This is a genomic window from Marinimicrobium sp. C2-29, assembly GCF_038419845.1.
Classification (GTDB): Bacteria; Pseudomonadota; Gammaproteobacteria; order Pseudomonadales; family Cellvibrionaceae; genus Marinimicrobium.
Genome location: NZ_JBCAQT010000013.1, coordinates 98,924 through 121,672, shown reverse-complemented (window position 1 = coordinate 121,672; position 22,749 = coordinate 98,924). Strand labels below are relative to the sequence as shown.

General features: G+C 60.0%; 18 protein-coding genes. 4 read left to right on the top strand and 14 right to left on the bottom strand.

Going from position 1 to position 22,749, the window contains the following annotated elements; translation table 11 throughout:
• Positions 1 to 35: 35 nt before the first annotated feature.
• Complete coding sequence (gene rluD, locus AAE484_RS13715; RefSeq protein WP_341938973.1) at positions 36 to 983, bottom strand: 23S rRNA pseudouridine(1911/1915/1917) synthase RluD; 948 nt, start codon at positions 981 to 983, stop codon at positions 36 to 38.
• A gap of 140 nt (positions 984 to 1,123) precedes the next feature.
• Between rluD and AAE484_RS13710 the strand changes: the two genes are divergently transcribed.
• Entirely contained in the window at positions 1,124 to 2,035 is a 912-nt protein-coding gene (locus AAE484_RS13710) for an outer membrane protein assembly factor BamD (RefSeq protein ID WP_341938972.1), read from the top strand.
• A gap of 47 nt (positions 2,036 to 2,082) precedes the next feature.
• Here the strand turns inward: AAE484_RS13710 and AAE484_RS13705 are convergent, their stop codons facing one another.
• Entirely contained in the window at positions 2,083 to 3,708 is a 1,626-nt protein-coding gene (locus tag AAE484_RS13705; protein WP_341938971.1) for an NAD+ synthase, read from the bottom strand.
• Between the two features lie 95 nt (positions 3,709 to 3,803).
• Between AAE484_RS13705 and AAE484_RS13700 the strand changes: the two genes are divergently transcribed.
• Both AAE484_RS13700 and AAE484_RS13695 read left to right on the top strand, forming a co-directional pair.
• Entirely contained in the window at positions 3,804 to 5,417 is a 1,614-nt protein-coding gene (locus AAE484_RS13700; RefSeq protein WP_341938970.1) for a sensor histidine kinase, read from the top strand.
• Positions 5,418 to 5,448: 31 nt separating this feature from the next.
• Complete coding sequence (locus AAE484_RS13695) at positions 5,449 to 6,837, top strand: sigma-54-dependent transcriptional regulator (RefSeq protein WP_341938969.1); 1,389 nt, start codon at positions 5,449 to 5,451, stop codon at positions 6,835 to 6,837.
• A 28-nt stretch (positions 6,838 to 6,865) separates the two neighbouring features.
• On the opposite strand, the gene AAE484_RS13690 is transcribed toward AAE484_RS13695, so the two are convergent.
• The 6 genes from AAE484_RS13690 to AAE484_RS13665 are packed head-to-tail and all read right to left on the bottom strand — an operon-like array spanning position 6,866 to position 14,227.
• On the bottom strand, positions 6,866 to 7,267 hold the full coding sequence (locus tag AAE484_RS13690; RefSeq protein ID WP_341938968.1) for a type IV pilin protein: 402 nt from the start codon (positions 7,265 to 7,267) through the stop codon (positions 6,866 to 6,868).
• A 32-nt stretch (positions 7,268 to 7,299) separates the two neighbouring features.
• Positions 7,300 to 11,553: a pilus assembly protein gene (locus AAE484_RS13685; protein WP_341938967.1), complete on the bottom strand. Its 4,254-nt coding sequence runs from the start codon at positions 11,551 to 11,553 to the stop codon at positions 7,300 to 7,302.
• 15 nt (positions 11,554 to 11,568) lie between these two features.
• Positions 11,569 to 12,123 (bottom strand): pilus assembly PilX family protein, encoded by a 555-nt coding sequence (locus tag AAE484_RS13680; RefSeq protein WP_341938966.1) that lies wholly within the window; start codon positions 12,121 to 12,123, stop codon positions 11,569 to 11,571.
• A gap of 15 nt (positions 12,124 to 12,138) precedes the next feature.
• Positions 12,139 to 13,185: a PilW family protein gene (locus AAE484_RS13675; protein WP_341938965.1), complete on the bottom strand. Its 1,047-nt coding sequence runs from the start codon at positions 13,183 to 13,185 to the stop codon at positions 12,139 to 12,141.
• An 11-nt stretch (positions 13,186 to 13,196) separates the two neighbouring features.
• On the bottom strand, positions 13,197 to 13,652 hold the full coding sequence (pilV, locus tag AAE484_RS13670) for a type IV pilus modification protein PilV (RefSeq protein WP_341938964.1): 456 nt from the start codon (positions 13,650 to 13,652) through the stop codon (positions 13,197 to 13,199).
• Positions 13,653 to 13,666: 14 nt separating this feature from the next.
• On the bottom strand, positions 13,667 to 14,227 hold the full coding sequence (locus AAE484_RS13665) for a GspH/FimT family pseudopilin (protein ID WP_341938963.1): 561 nt from the start codon (positions 14,225 to 14,227) through the stop codon (positions 13,667 to 13,669).
• A 232-nt stretch (positions 14,228 to 14,459) separates the two neighbouring features.
• Between AAE484_RS13665 and AAE484_RS13660 the strand changes: the two genes are divergently transcribed.
• Positions 14,460 to 14,984: a GspH/FimT family pseudopilin gene (locus tag AAE484_RS13660; RefSeq protein ID WP_341938962.1), complete on the top strand. Its 525-nt coding sequence runs from the start codon at positions 14,460 to 14,462 to the stop codon at positions 14,982 to 14,984.
• Positions 14,985 to 15,002: 18 nt separating this feature from the next.
• Here the strand turns inward: AAE484_RS13660 and ispH are convergent, their stop codons facing one another.
• The 6 genes from ispH to AAE484_RS13630 all read right to left on the bottom strand — a co-directional run bounded on the left by ispH (position 15,003) and on the right by AAE484_RS13630 (position 22,729).
• Positions 15,003 to 15,935 (bottom strand): 4-hydroxy-3-methylbut-2-enyl diphosphate reductase, encoded by a 933-nt coding sequence (gene ispH / locus AAE484_RS13655; protein WP_341938961.1) that lies wholly within the window; start codon positions 15,933 to 15,935, stop codon positions 15,003 to 15,005.
• Positions 15,936 to 15,939: 4 nt separating this feature from the next.
• Positions 15,940 to 16,392 carry an FKBP-type peptidyl-prolyl cis-trans isomerase gene (locus AAE484_RS13650; RefSeq protein WP_341938960.1) on the bottom strand — a complete coding sequence of 151 codons (453 nt, stop codon included), beginning with the start codon at positions 16,390 to 16,392 and terminating at the stop codon, positions 15,940 to 15,942.
• Complete coding sequence (gene lspA, locus AAE484_RS13645; protein ID WP_341938959.1) at positions 16,389 to 16,886, bottom strand: signal peptidase II; 498 nt, start codon at positions 16,884 to 16,886, stop codon at positions 16,389 to 16,391. Before lspA ends, AAE484_RS13650 begins: the two co-directional genes overlap by 4 nt.
• A gap of 67 nt (positions 16,887 to 16,953) precedes the next feature.
• Positions 16,954 to 19,749: an isoleucine--tRNA ligase gene (ileS, locus tag AAE484_RS13640; RefSeq protein WP_341938958.1), complete on the bottom strand. Its 2,796-nt coding sequence runs from the start codon at positions 19,747 to 19,749 to the stop codon at positions 16,954 to 16,956.
• 186 nt (positions 19,750 to 19,935) lie between these two features.
• On the bottom strand, positions 19,936 to 20,901 hold the full coding sequence (ribF, locus tag AAE484_RS13635) for a bifunctional riboflavin kinase/FAD synthetase (protein ID WP_341938957.1): 966 nt from the start codon (positions 20,899 to 20,901) through the stop codon (positions 19,936 to 19,938).
• Between the two features lie 100 nt (positions 20,902 to 21,001).
• Positions 21,002 to 22,729 (bottom strand): DUF342 domain-containing protein, encoded by a 1,728-nt coding sequence (locus AAE484_RS13630; protein WP_341938956.1) that lies wholly within the window; start codon positions 22,727 to 22,729, stop codon positions 21,002 to 21,004.
• Positions 22,730 to 22,749: the final 20 nt, after the last annotated feature.

Here is a 22,749-nt window from a genome sequence, read left to right as displayed (position 1 = left end):
GATGCTTCTATTTCGAAGTGTGGGCCGGGCGTTGATCAGCCCTGTTTCAGTGCCGCCAACAGCGCGAGCATATCCTCGGGCAAAGGGGCCGTCCACTCGCAGTAATCACCCGTGGCCGGGTGTTCCAACCCCAGGGTCGCGGCATGCAGCGCCTGACGGGGAAAGCTTTTCAGTGCCTGGATCAGCTCTTCGCTGGCCCCCTTGGGAATCTTGAAACGTCCGCCATAAGTGCCATCGCCGACCAGCGGGTGGCGCACGTGGGCCATATGCACCCGAATCTGATGGGTGCGACCGGTTTCCAGCTTGACCCGAATATGGGTGTGGGCCGCAAACCGCTGCACCAGACGATAGTGGGTCACGGCGCGCTTGCCGCCGGTGTCGACCACGGCCATCTGCTTGCGCTGCTGAGGGTGGCGACCAATGCGCGCATCGACGGTCCCGCCGCCGGTCATGGTGCCAATGGCCACCGCTTCATATTCCCGGCTGACGACACGCTCCTGCAACTGGTCCACCAGATCGGTGTGGGCCGAAAGGGTCTTGGCCACCACCATCAGGCCGGTGGTGTCTTTATCCAGCCGGTGGACGATACCGGCCCGGGGCACCGATTCGAGGGCCGGGCTGTGGTGCAGCAACGCATTGAGCAGGGTACCGGTCTGGTTCCCCGCCGCCGGGTGCACCACCAGACCGGCCGGCTTGTTGATCACCAGCAGCTCTTCGTCTTCATAGACGATATCCAGGTCGATCGCCTCGGGCTGCCAGTTGCCCTGGGGCTCCAGCTCGGCTTCGAGTGCCAGTGCCTCTCCGCCGATCAGGCGCTCCTTGGGCTTGGCGATGCGGCCGTTGAGCATCAACTGGCCGTCCCGGATCCAGGTTTGTAGCCGGGCACGGGAAAATTCGGGGAACAAGCTGGAGGCAGCCTGGTCGAACCGCATACCGCCCATTTCGGCGGGAACACGGGCATTCTGTTGTAATTTATCGGCCATGGGGCGCGATCACCTCTGTTTGTCGACGAGCTTGCGGACGCTTTGGTATCCGCACGCTCTGTGTTTTAATAGCCCGCTGTCTGCGGTCGGCAATGATACAGGCCCGGCTGACATTTGAATCGTAAACGAGTTTTAACCCTATGCGAGCCCTGCAACTGTTGATATTCGGCGGCCTTTTTGCGCTGGCAGCCTGTTCCACTACCGACCCCGCTGATCAGTATACCAGTGAGGCCGACCTCTATGAGGCGGCGCAAGAGCAGCTGAACCGGAGCCGGTGGGAAACGGCCATCAGTAACCTTCAGGCGCTGGAAGAGAATTTCCCCTTCGGCACCTATGCCGAACAGGCGCAACTGGAGCTGATTTACGCCTATTATCGCTCCGGTCAGCCGGAAATGGTCGCCGCGACGGCGGATCGCTTCATCCGCCTGCATCCTCAGCACCGCAACACCGACTACGCCTATTACATGAAGGGCCTCAGCTCTTTTACCGAGGGTAAGGGCATGTTCGAGCGGGTGATCCCGACGGATCTGACCCAGCGCGACCCGGGGGCGGCCCGCGAATCCCTGTCGCATTTCGCGCAGCTGCTCGCGCGCTACCCGGACAGTATCTACGCGCCCGACGCCAAACGCCGGATGCTCTACCTGCGCAACCTCCTGGCCCGCTATGAAATTCATGTGGCCAACTACTACTTCAAGCGCGGCGCCTATCTGGCGGCAACCAACCGCGGGCGCTATGTGCTCGAGAATTACCACCGCAGCCCGGCCATGCCCGACGCACTGGCGGTGATGGTACAGGGTTATCATCTATTGGACATGCCCGAGTTGTCGGATCAGATGCTGGAAGTGCTCAAGCTCAACTACCCGGATCACCCGGCGCTGAATGACGACGGCAGCTTTGACTTTCAATACCGCGCCGATGACGGCGGCCGCAGCTGGTTGAGTCTGGTGACGTTCGGCCTGTTCGACAAAAGCGAGCCCGCGGGCTTTGACAGCCGGGAGCGGTACAATCCGGAGTATCAGGATTCGCCCACACCCAGACCGGGCGATGCCTGATCGACGACCCGAGAAAGCCCGCCCAGCGCGGGCTTTTTTGTGCCCGCCTATTCGCCCAGCTTCCAGCCCGAGGTGATCGGGTAGCGCCGGTCGCGGCCAAACCCGCGCTGAGTGATCCGGACCCCCACGGGGGACTGACGGCGTTTGTACTCGTTCAGGTCCACCAGTCGTACCACCCGCTCAACGTCCTGCCGGGCAAAGCCCTCGGTGATGATCGCCTCGGCACTCAGATCGTGCTCCACATAGCGCTCCAGGATCTGATCCAGCTCCTCATAGGGCGGCAGGCTGTCTTCGTCCTTCTGGTCGGGCGCCAGCTCGGCCGAGGGTGGGCGGGTAATGACCCCGGGAGGAATGACCTCTCCCAACGTGTTGCGGTAACGGGCCAGGGCAAAAACCAGCATTTTGGGCACGTCTTTGAGGGCATCAAAGCCCCCGGCCATATCGCCATAGAGGGTGGAGTACCCTACCGCCAGCTCGCTCTTGTTACCCGTGGTCAGCACCAGGTCGCCCTTTTTATTGGACCAGGCCATCAACAGCACGCCCCGGCATCGGGCCTGCAGATTTTCCTCGGTGGTATCGCGCTCAGCGCCGGCAAACACCGGCTCCAATGTGCTCATGAACGCTTCGTACATGGGCTCGATACTCAGAGAGTGGTAGGCCACCCCCATCCGCCGGGCCTGCTCGGCCGCATCAGTCTGGCTCATCTCGGAGGTATAGCGAAACGGCATCATGATCGCGGTCACCCGCTCGGGCCCCAGCGCATCCACCGCGATGGCCAGCGTCAACGCCGAGTCGATTCCCCCGGACAGCCCCAGAACCACCCCTCTGAAGCGGTTCTTGTTCACATAATCGCGGGTGCCGGTTACCAGGGCGTTATACACCGAGTCCAGGTCCTGTTGTTGCGGTGCCAGAGCCTGATGGCCCATGTGGACCTGGCCCTCGTGCCAGCTGGTCTGCAGTAGCTCCAGCGACTCTTCCCAGGCCGGCAGACGGCGGCACAGCTCCCCGGCGGCATTCACCGCCACCGAGCCACCATCGAATACCAGCTCATCCTGGCCGCCCACCTGGTTCACGTAAACAATGGGCATATGGCCCTGACGGGCCCGTTCAGCCAGCAGCTGTTCGCGCTCGAGGGGCTTGCCCCGGTGAAACGGTGAGGCATTGAGGTTGAGCATCAGCCGGGCGCCGGCCTCGCGCGCCTGATCCACCGGGCCCGGCTGCCAGATGTCTTCGCACACGGTCAGCGAGGTCGGGATGCCTTTGAGATCAAAAACACAGGCACTGTCGCCCGGCACAAAGTAGCGCATTTCATCGAACACCTGGTAGTTGGGCAGGCACTGCTTGGCGTACTCGCACACCAACTGGCCCCCGGCAATGACCCCCGCCATATTGAACACCCGGCCGGCCACCACGCGTGGATAACCAAGCACCAGAGTAATCGTCAGGTCGGCGTTCTTGATCTGATCCAATGCCCGGTCGACCCGAAGTGCCATACTCGGGCGCAGCAGCAGATCTTCCGGCGGATAGCCGGACAGGGTAAGCTCGGGAAACACAATCACATCGCCCCCCCGCTCTTGCGCCTCACGCGCCCAATGGATCACCTTTTCGGTGTTGCCGGGGATATCTCCCACCAGGGGGTTGATTTGAGCCAGCGCGATACTCAAACTTGACATAATCGTGTCCGCTTCCTGATAAACTGAAAAGCCTGCATTGTCCGCCAATTGGCGTCGCGACGCAAAGCCATCAGTCCCATAACCCGAGCGATTTCATGGCCCTAGCCGACTCCGTCATCAACCGCGCCTCCAGTTACAACAACTATGATCTGCTGCGCGTTTACACCTACTACCGGACACTGTTGGGCAGCCTCCTGTTGCTGATGTTTCAGGGCGATATCGCGCCCAACATTCTGGGCAACGATCACCCCGACATTTTCCTCACCACTTCCATCACTTACACGGCTCTGAATATTGTCACGCTCGGACTGCTTTGGCGGGCCAAGTTTCTGCCCTCCATCCAGCAGTCATTCGTATTGCTCGTGGTGGATGTCGCCGCCATTGCGCTGCTGATGTACGCCAGCGGCGGGGCCTTGAGTGGTCTGGGGTATCTGCAATTGGTGGTCGTGGCCGCCGGCGGCATGCTGTTGCCGGGGCAGTTGGCCGTACTGCTGGCGGCACTGGCCAGCATCGCGGTCATCGGCGAGAGCGTGGCCCGACTCTGGCTACAATCAATCGACAACCAGACGCTGTTTTCGGCCGGCACCCTGGGCGCTCTGCTGTTCATCACCGCCCTGACCTTTCAGTATCTGAGCCGGAAGATCCGTACCAGCACCCAGGAGGCGCTCGAGCAGGCCGAGCAGGCCGCGCATCTGCAAAAGCTGGCACAGCTGATCGTCGAGCGCATGCGCACAGGAATCGTCGTGCTCAACCGACACCGGAAGATCGAGCTGTTCAACCGCTCGGCGGCCGACCTGTTGGGCATGCATCCGTCTGAGGCCTCTTCGACACCGCTGGAGCAGATTCCCCTGCTCTGTCAACAATTCGAGCGCTGGCAGGAGGGCCAGCAGATCTCACCGATCGTCAAGCTGGATGAGGGCTCAAACCGGGAGGTCAAAATCAATTTCGCTCCGCTGGCCACGGAATCAGACGCCGAAACCCTGATTTTTGTGGAAGACAACCGGCTGATTACCCAACAGGCCCAACAGCTGAAGTTGGCGTCCCTGGGCCGGCTGACCGCCAGTATTGCCCACGAGGTGCGCAACCCACTGGGCGCCATCAGTCATGCCAGTCAGCTACTGGGCGAATCGGAGCAGATTTCGGAAGACGACCGTAAACTCCTGCGTATTATCGACAACCACAGCAAGCGGGTGAATCAGATTATCGAGAACGTGTTGCAGCTGTCCCGGCGTCGCAATTCACAACCGCAGCGCGTGCTGCTGCAGGAATGGCTGCCGCAGTTTGTTGAAGAGTACGGCGCCGGGCCGGGCGCTTCGGCGGAAATAGAGCTGTCGCTGAAAAACAAAGACATTACCGGGAAGTTTGATCCGGGCCAACTCCAGCAAGTGCTCACCAACCTGTGCGACAATGGACTGCGCTACAGCCGCGAGGCGACGGGGCAGAACCAACTCCTTCTGGAGGCCGGCATTGAGCCGCGCACCCAGCAACCTTACATCCGCGTAGTGGATTGGGGCCGAGGCATTGACACCGAACAGCGCAAACATATCTTTGAGCCCTTCTACACGACCGAGAATACAGGGTCCGGGCTCGGGCTGTTCATCTGCAAGGAGCTTTGCGAAGCGAATCAGGCTCTAATACACTACCAGCGCACCGACGAGGGGCTGAGCTGCTTCCACATCCAGCTGGCCCATCCGGAGCGGGCCGTATAATGCACCCAGACAATTCAGTTGACAGTGACTCATGAACAATAAACGCGCCCTGGTCATCGACGACGAACCCGACATCCGAGAGCTGCTGGAAATCACGCTTGGACGCATGCGCATTGACACCCACAGCGTGGAAAACCTGGCTCAGGCCAAACGCTTACTGGCGGACAATCACTACGATCTCTGCCTGACTGACATGCGTCTGCCCGATGGCAATGGCCTGGATCTGGTCGAGCACATTCAGCAATATTACCCGCGCCTGCCGGTGGCCGTCATTACGGCCCACGGCAGTATCGATGCCGCGATCGAATCGATGAAGGCGGGCGCCTTTGATTTTGTATCCAAACCCGTCGACCTGACAGCCCTGCGCAAGCTGGTGACCACCGCCATTCAATCCAGCGAGCTCCCCCCGAGCCCCCTGCCGGGAGAGTGTCTGATCGTCGGCCAATCCCGGGCGATTCAGGACCTGACCACCAGCATCCAGAAACTGGCCCGATCCCAGGCGCCGGTTTATATCTCGGGAGAATCCGGCGTCGGCAAGGAACTGGTGGCACGCTCTATCCATAAACTGGGCCCCCGCGCCAAAAGCGATTTTGTCGCAGTGAACTGCGGCGCCATACCGCGCGAGCTGATGGAGAGTGAGTTTTTTGGTCACAAGAAAGGCAGCTTTACCGGCGCGCATCAGGACAAAGCCGGGCTCTTTCAAAGCGCCGAAGGTGGGACCCTGTTTCTGGATGAGGTGGCCGATCTGCCGCTGGATATGCAGGTCAAATTGTTGCGCGCGATTCAGGAGAAGGCCATTCGGCCGGTGGGCGGCCAGGCGGAAATCAAAACCGATGTGCGCATCCTCTGCGCCACGCACAAGGCGCTGGAGCTGGAGGTGCAGCAGGGCCGTTTCCGGCAGGACCTTTTCTATCGCCTGAATGTGATTCAGTTGCGGGTGCCGCCCCTGAGAGAACGCAAAGAGGACATCGCGATTCTCGCCCGTCACACGCTGCAGAAACTGGCCAAAGAGGTGAACCTGCCCACACCACAACTCAGCCAGAGCGCGCTGAAAAGCCTGTGCGAGTACCCCTTCCCGGGCAACGTGCGCGAGCTGGAAAACATACTGGAACGGGCGTTCACCCTGTGTGAAACCGAAGTACTCGATGCCCCCGACCTGCACCTGCCTTCGGACACCGTACCGCTGAACACCCCGGCAGATCAGACGCCAGCCGGAAACACTGGCTCTGCCATCAACCATCCGGCGAACTGCGCCAATTACCCTTCGCTCGATGCCTACCTTGAAGAAATCGAGAAGGACATCCTCTGCCATTCCCTGGAAGAGGCCAAGTGGAACAAAACCCAGGCGGCCAAGAACCTGGGCATCAGTTTCCGTTCACTGCGGTACCGACTCAACAAGCTCGGGCTGGACCGGGACTAAGCCTCAAAAACCACGCTTGAAAACCAGTCTACCAGCAGTCGGCGGGCGCACGGCGCCCCGTGTGCGCCAGCGACATATCATCGCACTCGTCGTCGTTGGTCTGGGGGGGCCTCACCGGCGTCGCGACCAGAGTAAACGTCGTGGCGCTAATGCTGCCGGCCTCATAGTCCACCTCGTACATCCCTTCACTGGAGTCGATCACCCCCGCGTCCAGCTCTGTGTGCACACCACACTCATCAGAGTTATAAGCGCTGTAGGTGGTGTAACAACGCTGCAATCGCTGCGCCACGTCGTTGAGCGCGGATTTGGCATCCGAGCGGTTGCTGCGCATGACCTGGCCGGTGTAAGAATTGTAGGCCAGTGCTGCCAGCAGCCCGATAATCGCCACCACCACCATGATTTCGATCAGGGTAAAACCTTTCTGTTTCATTCGTTGCATCATCAACCCTTAATTAAGATTTCTCATCGAATCTGCTGCCAAGACTGGCGGCCGATAGCGCTTTCCGGCCAATCCAATGGCGTCCCACCGCCGCCACCGCCGCCGGATCCATCACCGTCTTCCCCGGAGTCTTTTTCATCAAACGCCTTGCCGTCCGAGGTATTCAGAAACGCAAGCCCCGAACTGGCGTCCACTACTCCGACCAGAGGCGGCCCCAGAATCATGGAGTTCGTCTGCACGAACTCTTCCAGTAAGCGCTCGTCATTATCAAAGGGCGTGCCGACCGCAATCAGGTCCATCAACCAGCTGGTGCCGCCATACTCACAGGGAACATCCGACGGATTGATGGTCGCAAACAACAACCGGTCGAACAGCAACATCGGAGTTTCAATCACTCGCTCGCCATCGACAAGATCGAAGTCCAGGAACCAGCCCTCGTCCTCGGCCCAGTCCATGCCAAAGTCGTCCTCAACCGTTCTGTTGGACTCCGCCGTATCCCAGGCCAGACCTTTTTCGTGCAGGATCTCGGTGCGAGCGGTTGTATAGGTCAGTGCCACCCCGGTATCCGCAATACCATAGAAACTGTTGGTGTGGGAAATATCGCCGTTGTCCCCGCTATCGAGGTATTTGCCGGTGCCGAAATAGACCATCACCGCGTTATCCTTGGCGGAATTGAACCCGAGCTCCGGCGCCGCCGTGATCGGCTGAAACTTGCCGTCCGCATCTTTGGCCGTAAACAGCGGCTTGCCCGCCAGACCCAGCTTCCAGTTACCCGTGGTTTCATCATTCAGATCAAACCGCCAGATATTCCCCTGGAGATCCCCGGCGTAAGCCCGTTCAATAGTACCGTCCCGACCGGGAAGCAGAGACACGCCTGACAGCCCCGTAGAAGCGTCACCCGCCGACAGCTTGATGCCGGGCAAAGCGGGGCTCTCCAGGTCCAGCGCGAACAGATGACCACCACCGGTGGTATAGCCATTACCAAACACGACCATCCACTTGCCATTGGCCATACGGGCCACCACCGGCTCCCCCATGATGTACCCCAAGCCTTGCTCATTCTCGCCGGTATAGTCAAAAATCACTTCCGGGTAGTCCGGGTCCGTGATATCGAGGGCGTAAATGCCCTTACCACCGGCTCCCAGGGTGCCCACCGCCACAGTTCGCCAGGCCCCATCGAAGTACGCATCAGAGACGGTCACCGGGCCATCGACCGTGTAGCGGTGGCCATTGTCGGCCCGGCCATAGCTCGGCATCGTCAGGTTGGGCAAAGAGTCATACACACCCAGAGGAATATAGGCAAACCGCTCCTGCAGCACCTTCCCGGTACTGTCATCCGCGTAGAACGAGTGCAGCATACCGTCGTTGGCCCCCACCAGTATTGACGGTGCCCGGTCTCGCTTGCTCGCCAGGTAGGTGGTATAGGCGGCCCCCAGGTCGCCTCCCAGACGGGAGTACCCATGGTCGCGCTGGCCATAGTGGACCGGGCTGGAGTTGACAATATCGCCCAGGATCTGATCCCGCTGACGCAACTCATCAATGCCTTCGCTTCCCTGGTCTCCACGCACCCAGTTGAAACGGTTCTCAGCACTGATCGCCGAGCCCGCCAGGTCAAAAACGGCCCGCTGTGCATCCGAAACCAGCGACCACTCAAATTTGACCTGATTGCCGGTCTCCGAGTTGAGGGTATAGATGTGCCTGGCGACATAGCTGATATCCGCGAACGCCTCCACCGTGGTGAAAGGATCACTGATATCGATAAAGCCGTCGGCTCCGACCGGGAAAGCTCTGACCTCCCCGGACCAGTCGGTGCTGCTGAAGCGCGCCTGGTACAGAAAATCGTCTTTGCTCAAGCGGGTTGAGTTGGTTGCGACCGAGGAGGCGGCCCCAATACTGTCAGCCACCCGACCGAACGCCGCCCCCAGAGACTCCTGCAAGGCCTGAGGATTACGGGCTTCGGAGTAGGTGTCGGGGTCCTCGATATCGCGGATGTCTTCCTCGGTCATGTCATCATCCGGATAGCCACCCCATTTTGCCGCGTAAAACAGAGGCGGTTCGAGCCGCTGTGTCGATGCTTCCTGGACGATATAGGTATTGGTCGTGGCCGTATCCGAACTCTGGCAGTCAGAGCAACCATTGATCACCGCGCCGGCAGGCGCTGTCTCATCGGTGTAGGTAAAACCATTCATTCCCGAGTGAGCATGAAAACCGTCGGTGCTGGTACCGCTCAGCACATAACCGAACCCCAGCGGACGTTCTGAGGACTCATCGATAACGTTGGTTGTAATGGTCAAGGTCCCCGAGGTCAGCACATAATCAAGAATGCCCCACATGTCGGAGTCATAGTCGCCCCCCTGCTCGGCCGCTTCCCAGTTGATGTACAGTTTGCCCTTACTAGAAGCATCGGTACTGGTCTGGGACACAATCTTGAAGTCGACGATGGCACAGTTGCCCTCAGAGTTGCCGGCTTCATCCGTCTCCTGGTTCTGGCACGCGGGCAATATGTTCACAACCTGACCTTCCGCGCCGCCGGGAACCGGAACGGTCACCGAGGGTGTCGCCGGCGAGAGCGCTACACCATAGGTTGTCACCTCCTGAGTGTTTTCCTTCAGATCCGATCTTATACTGTTGTCTCTGGCGTAATAGGCCATGCCGGCAATGTTATAGGTGCCCTCCAGGCGCGGAGCGTCGGGGCAGGTACCACTGGCATCACTGAGATTGGATATGGTTTTCGGGGTACAAAGCTGATCGTCATCAGACGCTGTTTCTCCCACGAAAAATTCACTGCCATGAATACCTTCGGCGGCACCAATTTTGTTGACCCAGTCTTCAACGCTGCCGGTAATACCGATATCAGTGTGGTTGGGCGTCTGGCCGTCGTACGAGCTGGTGGAAGCATTGAACTGAACGACACTCAAGGGCGCGCAGTAATTTTCTGCACCGAGTGGGTCGACCCATTCAGCCGAAACCAGCCCGGATATATAGGCCGAGTCATCCGCACTGAAGGCCGTATTGGCGCTGGCGCCCGCGAGGTACCGCAGCGACTCCAGATAGATTTCTGACTGTGGGTTGCCCCAGTTGGAACAGGTTCCATCTTCAAACCCGGTCAAGCCAAACGGACAATCATCGCCACTATATAGGCCATCACCGTAGTTGTAACCATAAATCCGGAGGCTGTCGAGCGTGCCAATGATGTTCCCTGCCGTCGGAGCGGCCTTGAAGGTGCCGTCGGTCTCAACGTTGATTTCGTCCGTCATATCGCCGACATTCTTGCGTAGCACCCCACCCGATTTGTTCTTGGCATAGGAGCCGGTCAGCAGGCCGAACTGTATGCGGCCCGTCTCGCCATACTGTTGAAGCAGTCCTGTGGGTTTGAAATTGCCATCCGGGTATTTGGAGCAGTTGTCTTCGAAAAAACCGGACTCACACACGGACACCCGGACATTGTAGTCTCCGCTGCCCAGACCCACATCATCCTGGTCCGGGCTGCTGGAAGAGGCATAAATTCCCGTCAAAGTGGAATCATTGTTGTTTTGACCATTGCCACCACTGACATCATCCGCCCAGCGGCACTGCCAGCGCTCATTACTGGCCCACAACGAGTAATTCCCTTTGGCGACCCTCAACAGAGGAGGCGAACTCACCGTCTGTGACTCTCCGGTTCCCTCAGTGGTATTGCAGATGGTTATGCCACTGGCCTGGCTCCGCTCGACACCGCTCGTCACTGTGAAAGGAACGAGCTTGTTAATATCCGAACCGTTATAATACTTGGCAAAGGAGTGAGCATCGTGGGGAATGAAAGCGCGTTCCAGAACGGTTCGCTCTGCGGTGTCGACCTGGCGAGACCCGCCATAGAGAATTTTCCTGACCGCATCCATACGGGTCATGGTGGCCCAGTTCAGAAAGTTGCCATTCCACTTTGAGCTGCAATAACCTTCACTATCAACAGCACTGCTTGGCTCGTAAACACCGTCGCTGTAGTCGTAGCAGGTTTCACTGTTGAAGTAACCAAAATAGGTATGACTGTGAACATAGGTGGTGTCCGCCAGACCGTCCTCGGTCAAGTCGGAGTAATCATCGTAAAGCTTGAAGTACAGCTGATGATCATTTGACATGTTCAGCATCATGATGGGCCGAACGGGCGCAGACAGAAACAGCGGGTCCTGCGCATCGGCAGGCACAAATTCGTTCGCGGTCACCGAATGAGCGCCCAGAGCACAGGAAAGGAGTATGGCTGCGGAGGCAGACACCCTCTTTACGGCTGATAATTGACTCATCTCCACCACCTCTGGCTAATTCAGTTTGACATAGTTGGATTGAACAACGGCATCACTGTTCCCGGTGGCACCCACGCCCCGACTGCTGACCCGGTAGAAATTGACATTGATCGGGATAGAGTCCCTGGCACTCATGCTTAACATCCGCTTCAGGTCATATTCGGACACATCGACTTTCTCAACGACGTACCGGGGCTGCTCCTTCACCCCTTCAAGATCAAAGCCAACTTCTCTGGCCGCGGCCCAGTCTTCCGCCGTCCAGGCTTCAATTCGGACTTTTCCGGACGCGCCCAGGTCCATAACGAGACCGGGGGTTGAGCCGTCAAAGTCCGTTTCTTCCAGGGTGGTTGCTTCAACATACTCTTCAGCCGCTCCCAAGCCCGCTTCGGAGGCCTGAAACGCCACGTTGCGATCGCGCATGTTGCCCGCCATGATTTCCTGCAGGCCACTGCCACGAATGGCGGCCAGACCGACGATCGTCATCAACAGGACCATGATCAGGCCCATGAGCAAGACCGCTCCGCGCTGTCGTTCAGCGCACGCCACTCGACATTCTCTCTTCGCCATCATTTCGATACTCCCGGCTTAGTTGTCCAGTCGCCCGCGTATGCCCACGGTACTGGTAAAAATCTGGCGCATGCGACCGTCGGTGAAGGTCAGCTCCTCCCCGGCAAAGTCCAGTGTTTGAGACTCGGGCAGGACATTTGGCTGAGCGCCCTGCAATAACAGATACAACCGTACTGACCGCACATTGTCCCAATCCGTGGCGGCCATGGCCGATTGAGCCCTGTAGGTATCAGGCACACCGTCTGGAGCGCCAATATCCAGCCCGTAATGGATCGTCATGTCCTCCACGCCTTCAATCAATTCGACCGGAGTCTCCTCTCCCACCTGCTTCCAGAGACTTCTGACCGGCGCCGCACCATCGGGCGAAAAATCACTGTCGGCAACATAGTAGGCAATCGTATTGAGAGCCATGATCCGTGAACCATCGGCGTAGCCCTGGTCGCCGAGCGTATTATCAACGTTTGAGCGAACGCCGGAGCCCCCACCTTTACTGTGAGCAATCGTCGGTTTGCCGCTACTGTTGGAGATGGTGACGGCGCGAAAGACCCGTCCTTTCGTACAGTCGGTAATCACCCCGACCTGATTTGCACAAAAGCCGACACCAACCAGGCATTTATCGGAGACCTCCCCGTCCACCTTCAAGTTGGCGTTGGTAGCCTGCTCGTGCTCTTCGATAATGGGAACACCCTCGCCGGATGCCCGGCGGATGACGAGCACATCCGTGTCAGCTGCCGGCGCCAGAGTTCCCGGCGCATCGGCCGCCGCGTAGCCACGGATCGCCTCGCTGAATTCATACTTATAGTCATCCGACTCGTCACCAGAGTCCAGACCAAGGGTGATTTCGGCATTATCACTGGCACAGCCCATATATCCGGCCATGCGGATATCCTGGGCCAGGAAGTCAACCGCCATCCGGCCGCCCTCCTGAATCCGCGAAATCGCCTGCTGATGACTGTAGGTTGTGCGGCTGGTCAGGAACATCTGCACGACGCCCGTCATCAACACAATCCCGAGCGTGAGTGAGATCATCAGTTCAATCAGTGACAGGCCTTTCTGTTTATACATCGCCCTGGACCTCATATTCGGGTTTCATAAGTGAACGTCGTGGTTTCCTGCTCTTCATCAGGCGCCTCCTCACTATCGGCCAGGCTGTCCTGCTCAATCCACTCGAGCGTGACGGTGCAGACACGATCAGCGCAGTCGACCGCACCTTTGCCGCCGGGAAGCGTACGCTCTACCGCCGTCAGCCACTCGTTGAGATCCCTGCTAGCCAGGCCACCGCCGGTCCCCGGCTTGGTATCCTCAAGGCCATGGTCATAACTGCCCAGCTGCCCTTGATTGATCCGCATCCGATCCAGAATGTCATAGGCCATGACATTCGCCTGGGAACGGAGGTAAGCGCTGTGGTTGAACTGCAGAGAACGGGACTGCAGGGCGCCCATGGCCAACAGCGAGGTGGCCAGAATCAATACCGTGACCAGCACCTCGATCAACCCGACGCCGCGCTGCTGCTTAATACCGGAACTCAACATAAGCTTACTCACCCTCAACAGTTCACCCGCCGCATCTGCACTGAGCCCGACACACCCACTCTGATGGCCCGCGCGGCATTGCCCGTGCAGCTCTCATGCTTCGCGGTGGCATTCACGGGGACATTGTCATTATTGATTCGAGCCAGGCCTCCCATGCTGACAAACCGGACAAAATCGGTAGCGCTACCACCACGTGTCACCTCAAGTGTCATTTCATTGTTGGCCGGATCCCAGTAACGCAGTACCTCTCCCACCGTCACGCTGGCATCCGTGGTGTTAGCCGCCTCATCGACGAAGGCCAGCCAACCATTGGTCCAGTCGCTGCCACAGCCGGTGCCCGCGTCATTGCTCGCACAAACAGACACCGAACCACTGCGCTTGACTGCCTCACTGCGCACATAATTCAGGGCCGTGGCAAACTCTTCACCGAAAGTGAGCGAGCGGTTATTGCGGATCTGATCGGTGAAACTGGGGATGGCAAAGCCAAGAATAATGGCCAGCACCAGAAGCGTGACCAGCATCTCTATCAGGGTAAACCCTCGCATCGAGCGGCCAGATTTGCATATTTGACGCATATAACAACAACTCTTGTTTTGGCCTAATGAGGCATGGCCCGGTTGATAACCATTCGGTCTTAGCCGGCGCTGGACGCCCGGATTTTCGACCTTTATATTACGCAACGCTACCACAGCCCGCCGGACACCGCGCAGCGACTCGCGACATGTGGTCATCATGGATGTATGAACGGCGCCCTAGTGGGCTGCACAGCCCACTAAGTGGCGCACAGCGACATCAAGGAGGAAAATTATGTCACAGCGTGGTTTCACCCTGCTGGAACTGCTTATCACTCTGATCATTCTTTCCCTGCTGCTTGCCTGGGGCATCCCCAGCCTGCAGAGCCAGATTCACCAGACCCAGACCCGTACGGCCACACTGAGCCTGTACGAAGCCATTCAGACCGCCCGCGTGCGAGCCATCACCCGCAATGGCCGCGCGACGCTCAGGGCAAAGGGAAACTGGGATCGGGGATGGGAGCTGTTTGACGACCTGAATCACAACGGCGAGCGGGACCCGGGTGAGGCGCTTATCCTAGAGCATCAGACGCCAGGGAGCGATATCCGCATTAGCGGTAACAGCAAAGTGTCGCGCTATATTTCTTACATTGGAACAGGCGAGAGCCGACACGCCACCGGCACCCCGCGCGGCGGATTTCAGGCGGGGACCATCACGATCTGCCCGGAGGCGGGAAGCGAAGGGTATAAGCTGGTCCTGGCCCGCATGGGAAGGGTGCGACAGCAGGTGATCGACGCCGAGGAGTGCCTCGACGCCTGAGGGTGACGTTGAGGCTACTTAGCGCAGCTCCCGGGGCAGACTGAAGCTGATGTTCTCAGGAATGCCCGCCGCCTCTTCGGCGGTCTGTGCTCCCCAGCCGCGCAACTTCTCAACGACCTGATTCACCAGCACTTCCGGGGCCGAGGCACCGGCGGTAATGCCGATGCTGAGCTTGTCGTTGAGCCATTCGCGCCTGATGCACTCCGGCCCGTCAATCAGGTAGGCCTCGGTACCGCAGCGCTCGGCCAGCTCCTTGAGCCGGTTGGAATTGGAGCTGTTGTGAGAGCCGACCACCAGTACCAGATCGCACTCCAGGGCCAGCTGACGCACGGCATCCTGGCGATTGGTGGTGGCGTAACAGATGTCGTCTTTGCGCGGCCCCAGGATCTCGGGAAACTTCTGCCGCAGCGAATCAATGACCCGGGCGGTGTCATCCATGGAGAGCGTGGTCTGGGTGACATAGGCGAGAAAGTCGGGGTTCTTGACCTCCAGAGCCGCCACATCCTCTTCATCTTCCACCAGATAGATGGCCCCGCCATTACCGGCATCATATTGGCCCATGGTGCCCTCCACCTCGGGGTGACCGGCGTGGCCAATGAGGATGCACTCGCGGCCCTCCCGGCTGTAGCGGACCACCTCCACGTGCACCTTGGTCACGAGCGGGCAGGTGGCGTCAAACACCTGCAGACCCCGGTCTTCGGCCTGTTTGCGCACGGCGCGCGAGACGCCGTGAGCACTGAAAATCACGATGACGTCATCAGGCACCTGATCCAGCTCTTCGACGAAAATCGCGCCCCGTTCGCGCAGGCTGTCCACCACGAACTTGTTGTGTACCACCTCGTGGCGGACATAAATGGGGGCGCCGAAGACGTCCAGGGCCCGATTGACGATGTCAATGGCCCGGTCGACGCCGGCACAGAAGCCTCTGGGGTTTGCGAGTTTGATTTCCATGGGGTCAGTGTACCTGTGCGGGCTCCACGTTCAAAATAGCCACATCGAATATGATGTCGCGCCCGGCCAGCGGATGGTTGAAATCGATGACAACGCGCTTGTCGTCAAACTCCCGCACCACCCCCGGCAGCTCGGATTTCTGGGCGTCGGCGAAAGAGAGCATCAGCCCCTCCTCCAGCTCCAGCCCGGCGTCAAACTGGTCCCGGGGGATCTCCTGAATATTGCTCGGATTGTGCTGGCCAAAGCCCTCCTCGGGGCCCACCACCAGGGTTTCCCGGGCGCCGGCTTTCAGCCCGTACATGGCCTTCTCAAAACCGGGTAGCAGGTTGCCATCGCCCACGGTAAAGGTGGCGGGGCTCTGCTCGAAATTGGAATCGATCTCTTCACCGTCTTCCAGCCGTAGAGCGAAATGCAGGGTCACGGTGGTGCCGGGGCCTACGGGTAATTGTTCGGTCATGTGTTCTGTCCCTCTTTGTCCTTTACGAACAGCATATCAATGATCAGCAAAGCGGCGCCCCCGGTGATGGCCGAGTCGGCAATATTGAACGCCGGCCAGTAGTTGTCCTGGTAGTGCACCACGATAAAGTCCACCACGTACCCCAGCAGGACGCGATCGTAGAGGTTGCCCAGAGCGCCGCCCAGGATCAGGGCCAGCGCCAGCGCCTCGTAGCGCCGATGCGCCACCCGCGTCAGCCAGACCACCAGAACGATGCTGATCGCCGCCGCCAACACGGCGAAAAACCAGCGTTGCCAGCCGCCGGCGGTACTCAGGAAGCTGAAAGCCGCGCCGGGGTTATGCAGCAGAGTGAAGTTGAAAAAGGAAGTGAACACCACTGGCTCACCATAGGTGAGCGCGGCGGAGACCCATTGCTTGCTGATCTGATCCAGAATGATGATCACCGCCGCCAGGGCGTACCAGCGCCAGACATTGGTGGGGATTTTTAATGGCATGTTTGCGCTCGGTTCCAAAGTGATACAACAGTAGTGGAATGGTAAATGGACGGCTTGCGCCGGCACGTCAGGCGTACCGGCGCTCTTCGCCCTGCCCCTCGACATTGTCCACGCAGCGGGCGCACAGCTCCGGATGCTTGGCATCGCTGCCCACATCCGGGCGGTGATGCCAGCAGCGGCCACACTTGTCGTATTTCGATTTCTCCACCGACACCTTGAGCCCCTCGATATCGGTCAGCTCGGCTTCGGTGGCTTCGTCCAGCGGCCGTACCTGCGCAGTGGAGGTGATCAGCACAAAACGCAGCTCGTCGCCCAGTTTGGCCAGCACCTGCCGCTGTTCTTCGTCGGCATAGAGCACCACTTCCGCTCCGAGCGCACCGCCGATCTCGCCCTCGGCGCGCTTGGATTCCAACACCTTGTTGACCGCGTCCTTGACCCGGGCAATCAGCACCCAGTCTTCGGCGTCAAAATCCGATTCCGCGGCAGCCGGCAAGGCATACCATTCAGCCGCAAACACCGGGCCCTGCCGCTCGCCCGGAATCAGGGGCCAGATCTCATCGGCGGTAAAGCTCAGAATGGGCGCAATCCAGCGGGCCATGGCTTCCACCACGTGGTAGAGCGCGGTCTGGGCCGAGCGGCGCGGTAGGCCATCAGCCCGGGTGGTGTACTGGCGATCCTTGATGATATCCAGGTAAAAGCCGCCCAGATCGACTACACAGAAGTTGTGCAGCTTCTGGTAAATATGATGGAACTGATACTGGTCGTAGGCGTTGATGATCTCTTTCTGTAATTCGGCAGTGCGCGCCAGAATCCAGCGGTCCAGCGCTACCATGTCCTCGGGAGCGACCGCATGCTCGGGCTCAAAACCATTCAGGTTGGAGAGCATGAAGCGGGCGGTATTGCGGATCCGGCGGTAGGAGTCCGCGGTGCGCTTGAGAATCTCATCGGACACACTCATCTCACCGCTGAAATCGGTAGCCGCCACCCAGAGGCGCAGCACATCAGCGCCCAGCTCTTTCATGACTTTCTGTGGAGGCACCACGTTGCCCACGGATTTGGACATTTTGCGTCCTTGAGCATCCACGGTGAAACCGTGAGTGAGCACGGTTTTGTAGGGCGGTGTGCCATTCATGGCCATGGCGGTTTTGAGGGAGGACTGAAACCAGCCCCGGTGCTGATCCGAACCTTCCAGATACAGATCCGCCGGGTAGCCCAGATTCTCGCGCTGCTCCAGGACCGCATGGTGGGTCACGCCGGAGTCAAACCAGACATCCAGGGTATCGGTCACTTTCTGGTAGTGATCGGCCTCGGCCCCCAACAACTCGGCGGCGTCCAGATCGAACCAGGCGTCCATGCCGTCCTGCTCGACTTTTTTCGCCACGGCTTCAATCAGCTCGGGCGTTTTCGGATGCAGGTCGCCGGTCTCTTTGTGCACAAAGAGGGCAATGGGAACACCCCAGGTGCGCTGCCGGGAGATGCACCAGTCGGGCGAGCTGGCCAGCATGGAGTCGATACGCGCGCGGCCCCAATCCGGCACCCACTGCACCTGATCCACCGCATCGCTCACCTGCTCGCGCAGCTGGTTTTTGGTCATGCTCACAAACCACTGGGGCGTGGCCCGGAAAATCAGCGGGGTTTTGGTGCGCCAGCAGTGGGGGAAGCTGTGGGTGATTTTCCCCTGGGCCAACAGGGCGCCCTTTTCTTCCAGCAGTGCGACCACTTTTTCATCGACCTTGTAGACGTGCTCGCCGGCAAAGATCTCTACCGAATCCCGATAGAGGCCATTATCATCGATATAGTTGAGGGTGCCGATGCCGTATTTCTGGCCCACCACAAAGTCATCCATACCGTGATCGGGTGCGGTGTGAACACAGCCGGTGCCGGCTTCGGTGGTGACGTGATCGCCCAGGATGACGGGTACCTGGCGCGGGTAGAACGGATGCTGCACCTGCAGCTGTTCCAGTTCGCGACCGGGGGTGCGGCCGACGATTTCATAGTCTTCGACACCCGCGCGCTGCATGACCGACTCGACCAGGGCCTCGGCCAGCAACAGCCGCTCCCCGCCCACCTGGACCACGGCGTAATCCAGCTCCGGATGCACGCTGACGGCCTGGTTGGCGGGAATGGTCCAGGGCGTGGTGGTCCAGATCACCAGAGAAACCTCGCCCTGCCCTTTCAGTCCGGGCACAGCGTGTTCGAGGGCGTGCTGGTCGGTAAAGGCGAATTTGACGTCGATGGAGTAGGAGGTTTTGTCCTGATATTCGACTTCGGCTTCGGCCAGGGCGGAGCCGCCCACCACGCTCCAATAGACGGGCTTGAAGCCTTTGTGCAGATGGCCCTGCTCGGCGATCTTGCCCAGGGAGCGGATGATGTCCGCTTCGAACCGGTAGTCCATGGTCAGGTAGGGGTTGTCCCAGTCCCCGAGTACGCCCAGGCGTTTGAAATCCTCTCGCTGACCGTTGACTTGTCGGGCGGCGTAGTCGCGGCATTTCTGGCGGAAGCTTTTCATGTCCAGTTTGGTGCCGGCTTTGCCGTGTTTCTTTTCGACGTTATGCTCGATGGGCAGGCCGTGGCAGTCCCAGCCGGGCACGTAGGGGGCGTCAAAGCCGCTGAGGGTTTTGCTTTTGACGATGATGTCTTTCAAAATTTTGTTGACGGCGTGGCCGATGTGAATATCACCATTGGCGTAGGGTGGGCCGTCGTGCAAAATGAATTTTTCGCGGCCGGCGCGAGCCTGGCGAATCTGTTGGTAGAGTTTGTCCTGATACCAGCGTTTGAGCATTTCGGGCTCGCGCTGGGCCAGGTTGGCCTTCATGGCGAAGGCGGTATGGGGCAGATTCAGTGTCGCTTTGTAGTCGCTCATAATCGTCAGTTCGCCAAGTGTTTGTGGCTCTCAGGAATTTAGTGCACTTCGTTAGTTCGATCCGGGCCAAGTCGGGGTAATGCCTTCCAAGACTCGCCGTAAATACGTCCCTGTAGGCTCGTTTCGCGAATCCCGCGCTCGACGGTCTTGGAAGGCATTACCCCGCCTCGGCCCTCAGTGCCAGATTCAGGTTCTGTTCCGTTCGGCTTTTGGTTCAAAAAACTGTCTCGCCTGGGCAATGTCTTTTTGCAGTTGCTCGCGCAGTTTGTCTACCGATTCAAACTTCTGTTCTTCCCGCAGCTTGCCGTGAAATTCCACTTCGATCATCTGGCCGTACAGGCTGCCGGAGAAATCCAGCAGGTGCACTTCCAGTAGCGGCTGCGGGTCGCCGCTGACGGTGGGTCGCACGCCCACATTGGCGGCGCCCGGGTGAGTACGGCCATCCGGCAGGCGGGCCTTGACCGCGAAGACCCCGTGCAGGGGGGAGCGGTAGCGGCGCAGCTGTACGTTGGCCGTGGGCACGCCCAGTTCCCGGCCCAGTTGTTTGCCGTAGCCCACTCGACCGGTGATCCGGTAGGGGCGCCCGAGCAGCTGCTCGGCCAAGGCAAAGTCACCGGCTTCGAGCGCTTCGCGGATGCGGGTGCTGCTCACCCGGGCACCGGCCACTTCCAGCGTGCAGGAATCGGAGACAGTGAAGCCCTGTTCCTGCCCCACGGTCTGCAGCAGGTTGAAATCGCCCCGCCGGTCGCAGCCGAAGCGAAAGTCATCGCCAACGACGATATGGCGAATCCCCAAGCCCTTGACCAGTATCCGGTCGATAAACTCCCGGGCGGACAGCGCGCGCAGTTCGTCGTTGAAGCGCAGGCACAGGATCCGCTGCACGCCGGCATCGAACAGGGCCTGCACTTTTTCCCGCAGACGCATCAGGCGTGCGGGCGCCCGTTCGCGGGAGAAAAACTCGTGCGGCTGAGGCTCGAATATGATCACCACGGCCGGCAGGCCATGCTGATGGGCGGCGTCGGTCAGCTGGCGCAGAATGGCCCTGTGGCCAAGATGCACGCCATCGAAGGATCCGATGGTGGCCACGCAGCCCCGGTGCCGGGGGCGCAGGTTGTGCAGGCCGCGAATGAATTCTCTGGGGGCCGGATTCACAGTAATACCCGCGTGCCTCGCTCAGTCAGCAATAAGAAACGCGTGAGTATACAGCAGCCGGACAGCGGGAGTAAGGGGTGAAGGCCCGGTATTACCGGGCTCAGGCGCGATTGATCAGTTCTGCTCCGGAGCGGACCAGGTGCCTGGGCCCCTGGTCCTGATGGTAGGTATGGCGCACGCCGTCGATGGTGACGCTGACGTTGGCATACAGCTGGCGTTTGACGTGGACCCGGCAGTCGGCCCCGGCCCGCTGGCGGGCGGCGACCCGCTCGATCAGCGCCTGCAGGCGCCCGCGCCGGCGGCGCTGGGACTCCAGGGTCGTGCGGATGCGGGCCCGCTTCGTTTCAGGAACCGCTTCCGTCGTCCCCTGCTGCTCCAGTGTTGCCAGAGCATCATTCAACTTGCTCCAGTTGTGTTCGCACAACTCCTTCTCCTGACGCAGTCGGCCCAGGAGTTTGCGCTTGCGCGGCGGCTTGCCGACGATCACTTCGGTGGCCACACTGGCTTCGCTCCCCAGAACATTGGCCACCAGCGCCCGGCCGGCCCTGGCCCAGCCGCCGATGAGGCTGCCTTTGCCGCTGGGCTGCCCCAGCAACAGGTCGCGCCCGGCGCTCAGCTGGCTCTGCAGGGCGTATTCGCGCACCTCCAGGTCGCCCCCGGCCGAGGCCTCGGCCAGATTGATGAATTTGGCGCTCAGGTTGTCGCCGGCGCGCAGGCGGGTCCGTAACGTCAGCTGTCCCCGGTCATCCTGGCCGGCGTCTTCGCCCATGACACCCCCGGAGATGATCAGACTTTTGCCGGCATAGACTTCGGCTTTTTCGACCATGCCGCGCACGATCACATCCCCCGTGGCACTCACCACAAAACCACTGGTGACATCCCCCGCCACCTCCAGGGAGCCGTCAAAATCGATGTCCCCGGTCGAGAGATCCACGTTCTTCACCCTCAGGACCGGATCGACACGGACGCCCTGGCGAAGCGTGACCGGGTGGCCCTTGATCGACGCGCAAAGAATGTCGGGATCACGGGCATCCGGCTCTGTCCCCTCGCAGTCCTTGCCGTAGGGCAGCTCCTTGCCCGGTCTGGGCTCAAGCGGCTCGCCCAGGACATTGACGCCGGCCTCGCCCTGAGTGGCGGGAATTCGCCGCATCAGGGGGGTACCCGGGTCCACCACCACAAAATCGTGCAGCTGGTGCATATCCACCCGGCCCTTGTCATCCTCGACCGGCGACAGGTCCCGGTCGCCCTCGATCAGCGTCTCAAACCGGGTGTTTTCTCCGTTTTTGGGCGGGATCGCGCGGGCGATAATCTGGTGCTCGGCCTGCCCCATGGAGAGCACTTCCTCGAAGGGAATGGCCAGAATGCAGCGCTCGGGCACCCCCAGCTGCGCCAGCTCTTCCAGCAGGTAGTTGCGGGTCACGGGGCGCCCGCCCCAGGCACGGTGCAGGGTGAGATAGACCGCTTCTCTGTCATCGCTGACCTGCCATTCGGGCTGGGCGTCGCGGCGCTCTGCCACAACAAAATCCCCGGGCTGGCGGTTGTTGGCTTTTTGCACCACCGATTCCAGCGTGGCCTCGGGAGCGTGGTAAGCCCCGAAACCGGACGTTTCCAGCTGCGCCCGGAGACTGGCAACACTGACCGGCTGAGCGGCCCTGGACGGTGTCAGGTGAGCCCACACCAGAGACGATTCGGAATCAAAGCTCAAATCAATGGCGCAGGCACGCGCCTGCTCCGGGGTCTGATCGGCGGGAACCGAGGACTCCTGCTGGCCGGGTGCGGTCGCTGAACGGGGCGCACCGGGTACTGTTCTGTTGGAATTGTCGCCCATAACCACAAGCGTAGCACAGA

Bases quoted from the DNA above. Each gene is read 5' to 3' on its own strand.
- rluD (WP_341938973.1), bottom strand. From the start codon at position 983: ATGGCCGATAAATTACAACAGAATGCCCGTGTTCCCGCCGAAATGGGC.
- AAE484_RS13710 (WP_341938972.1), top strand. From the start codon at position 1,124: ATGCGAGCCCTGCAACTGTTGATATTCGGCGGCCTTTTTGCGCTGGCA.
- AAE484_RS13705 (WP_341938971.1), bottom strand. From the start codon at position 3,708: ATGTCAAGTTTGAGTATCGCGCTGGCTCAAATCAACCCCCTGGTGGGA.
- AAE484_RS13700 (WP_341938970.1), top strand. From the start codon at position 3,804: ATGGCCCTAGCCGACTCCGTCATCAACCGCGCCTCCAGTTACAACAAC.
- AAE484_RS13695 (WP_341938969.1), top strand. From the start codon at position 5,449: ATGAACAATAAACGCGCCCTGGTCATCGACGACGAACCCGACATCCGA.
- AAE484_RS13690 (WP_341938968.1), bottom strand. From the start codon at position 7,267: ATGAAACAGAAAGGTTTTACCCTGATCGAAATCATGGTGGTGGTGGCG.
- AAE484_RS13685 (WP_341938967.1), bottom strand. From the start codon at position 11,553: ATGAGTCAATTATCAGCCGTAAAGAGGGTGTCTGCCTCCGCAGCCATA.
- AAE484_RS13680 (WP_341938966.1), bottom strand. From the start codon at position 12,123: ATGATGGCGAAGAGAGAATGTCGAGTGGCGTGCGCTGAACGACAGCGC.
- AAE484_RS13675 (WP_341938965.1), bottom strand. From the start codon at position 13,185: ATGTATAAACAGAAAGGCCTGTCACTGATTGAACTGATGATCTCACTC.
- pilV (WP_341938964.1), bottom strand. From the start codon at position 13,652: ATGTTGAGTTCCGGTATTAAGCAGCAGCGCGGCGTCGGGTTGATCGAG.
- AAE484_RS13665 (WP_341938963.1), bottom strand. From the start codon at position 14,227: ATGCGTCAAATATGCAAATCTGGCCGCTCGATGCGAGGGTTTACCCTG.
- AAE484_RS13660 (WP_341938962.1), top strand. From the start codon at position 14,460: ATGTCACAGCGTGGTTTCACCCTGCTGGAACTGCTTATCACTCTGATC.
- ispH (WP_341938961.1), bottom strand. From the start codon at position 15,935: ATGGAAATCAAACTCGCAAACCCCAGAGGCTTCTGTGCCGGCGTCGAC.
- AAE484_RS13650 (WP_341938960.1), bottom strand. From the start codon at position 16,392: ATGACCGAACAATTACCCGTAGGCCCCGGCACCACCGTGACCCTGCAT.
- lspA (WP_341938959.1), bottom strand. From the start codon at position 16,886: ATGCCATTAAAAATCCCCACCAATGTCTGGCGCTGGTACGCCCTGGCG.
- ileS (WP_341938958.1), bottom strand. From the start codon at position 19,749: ATGAGCGACTACAAAGCGACACTGAATCTGCCCCATACCGCCTTCGCC.
- AAE484_RS13630 (WP_341938956.1), bottom strand. From the start codon at position 22,729: ATGGGCGACAATTCCAACAGAACAGTACCCGGTGCGCCCCGTTCAGCG.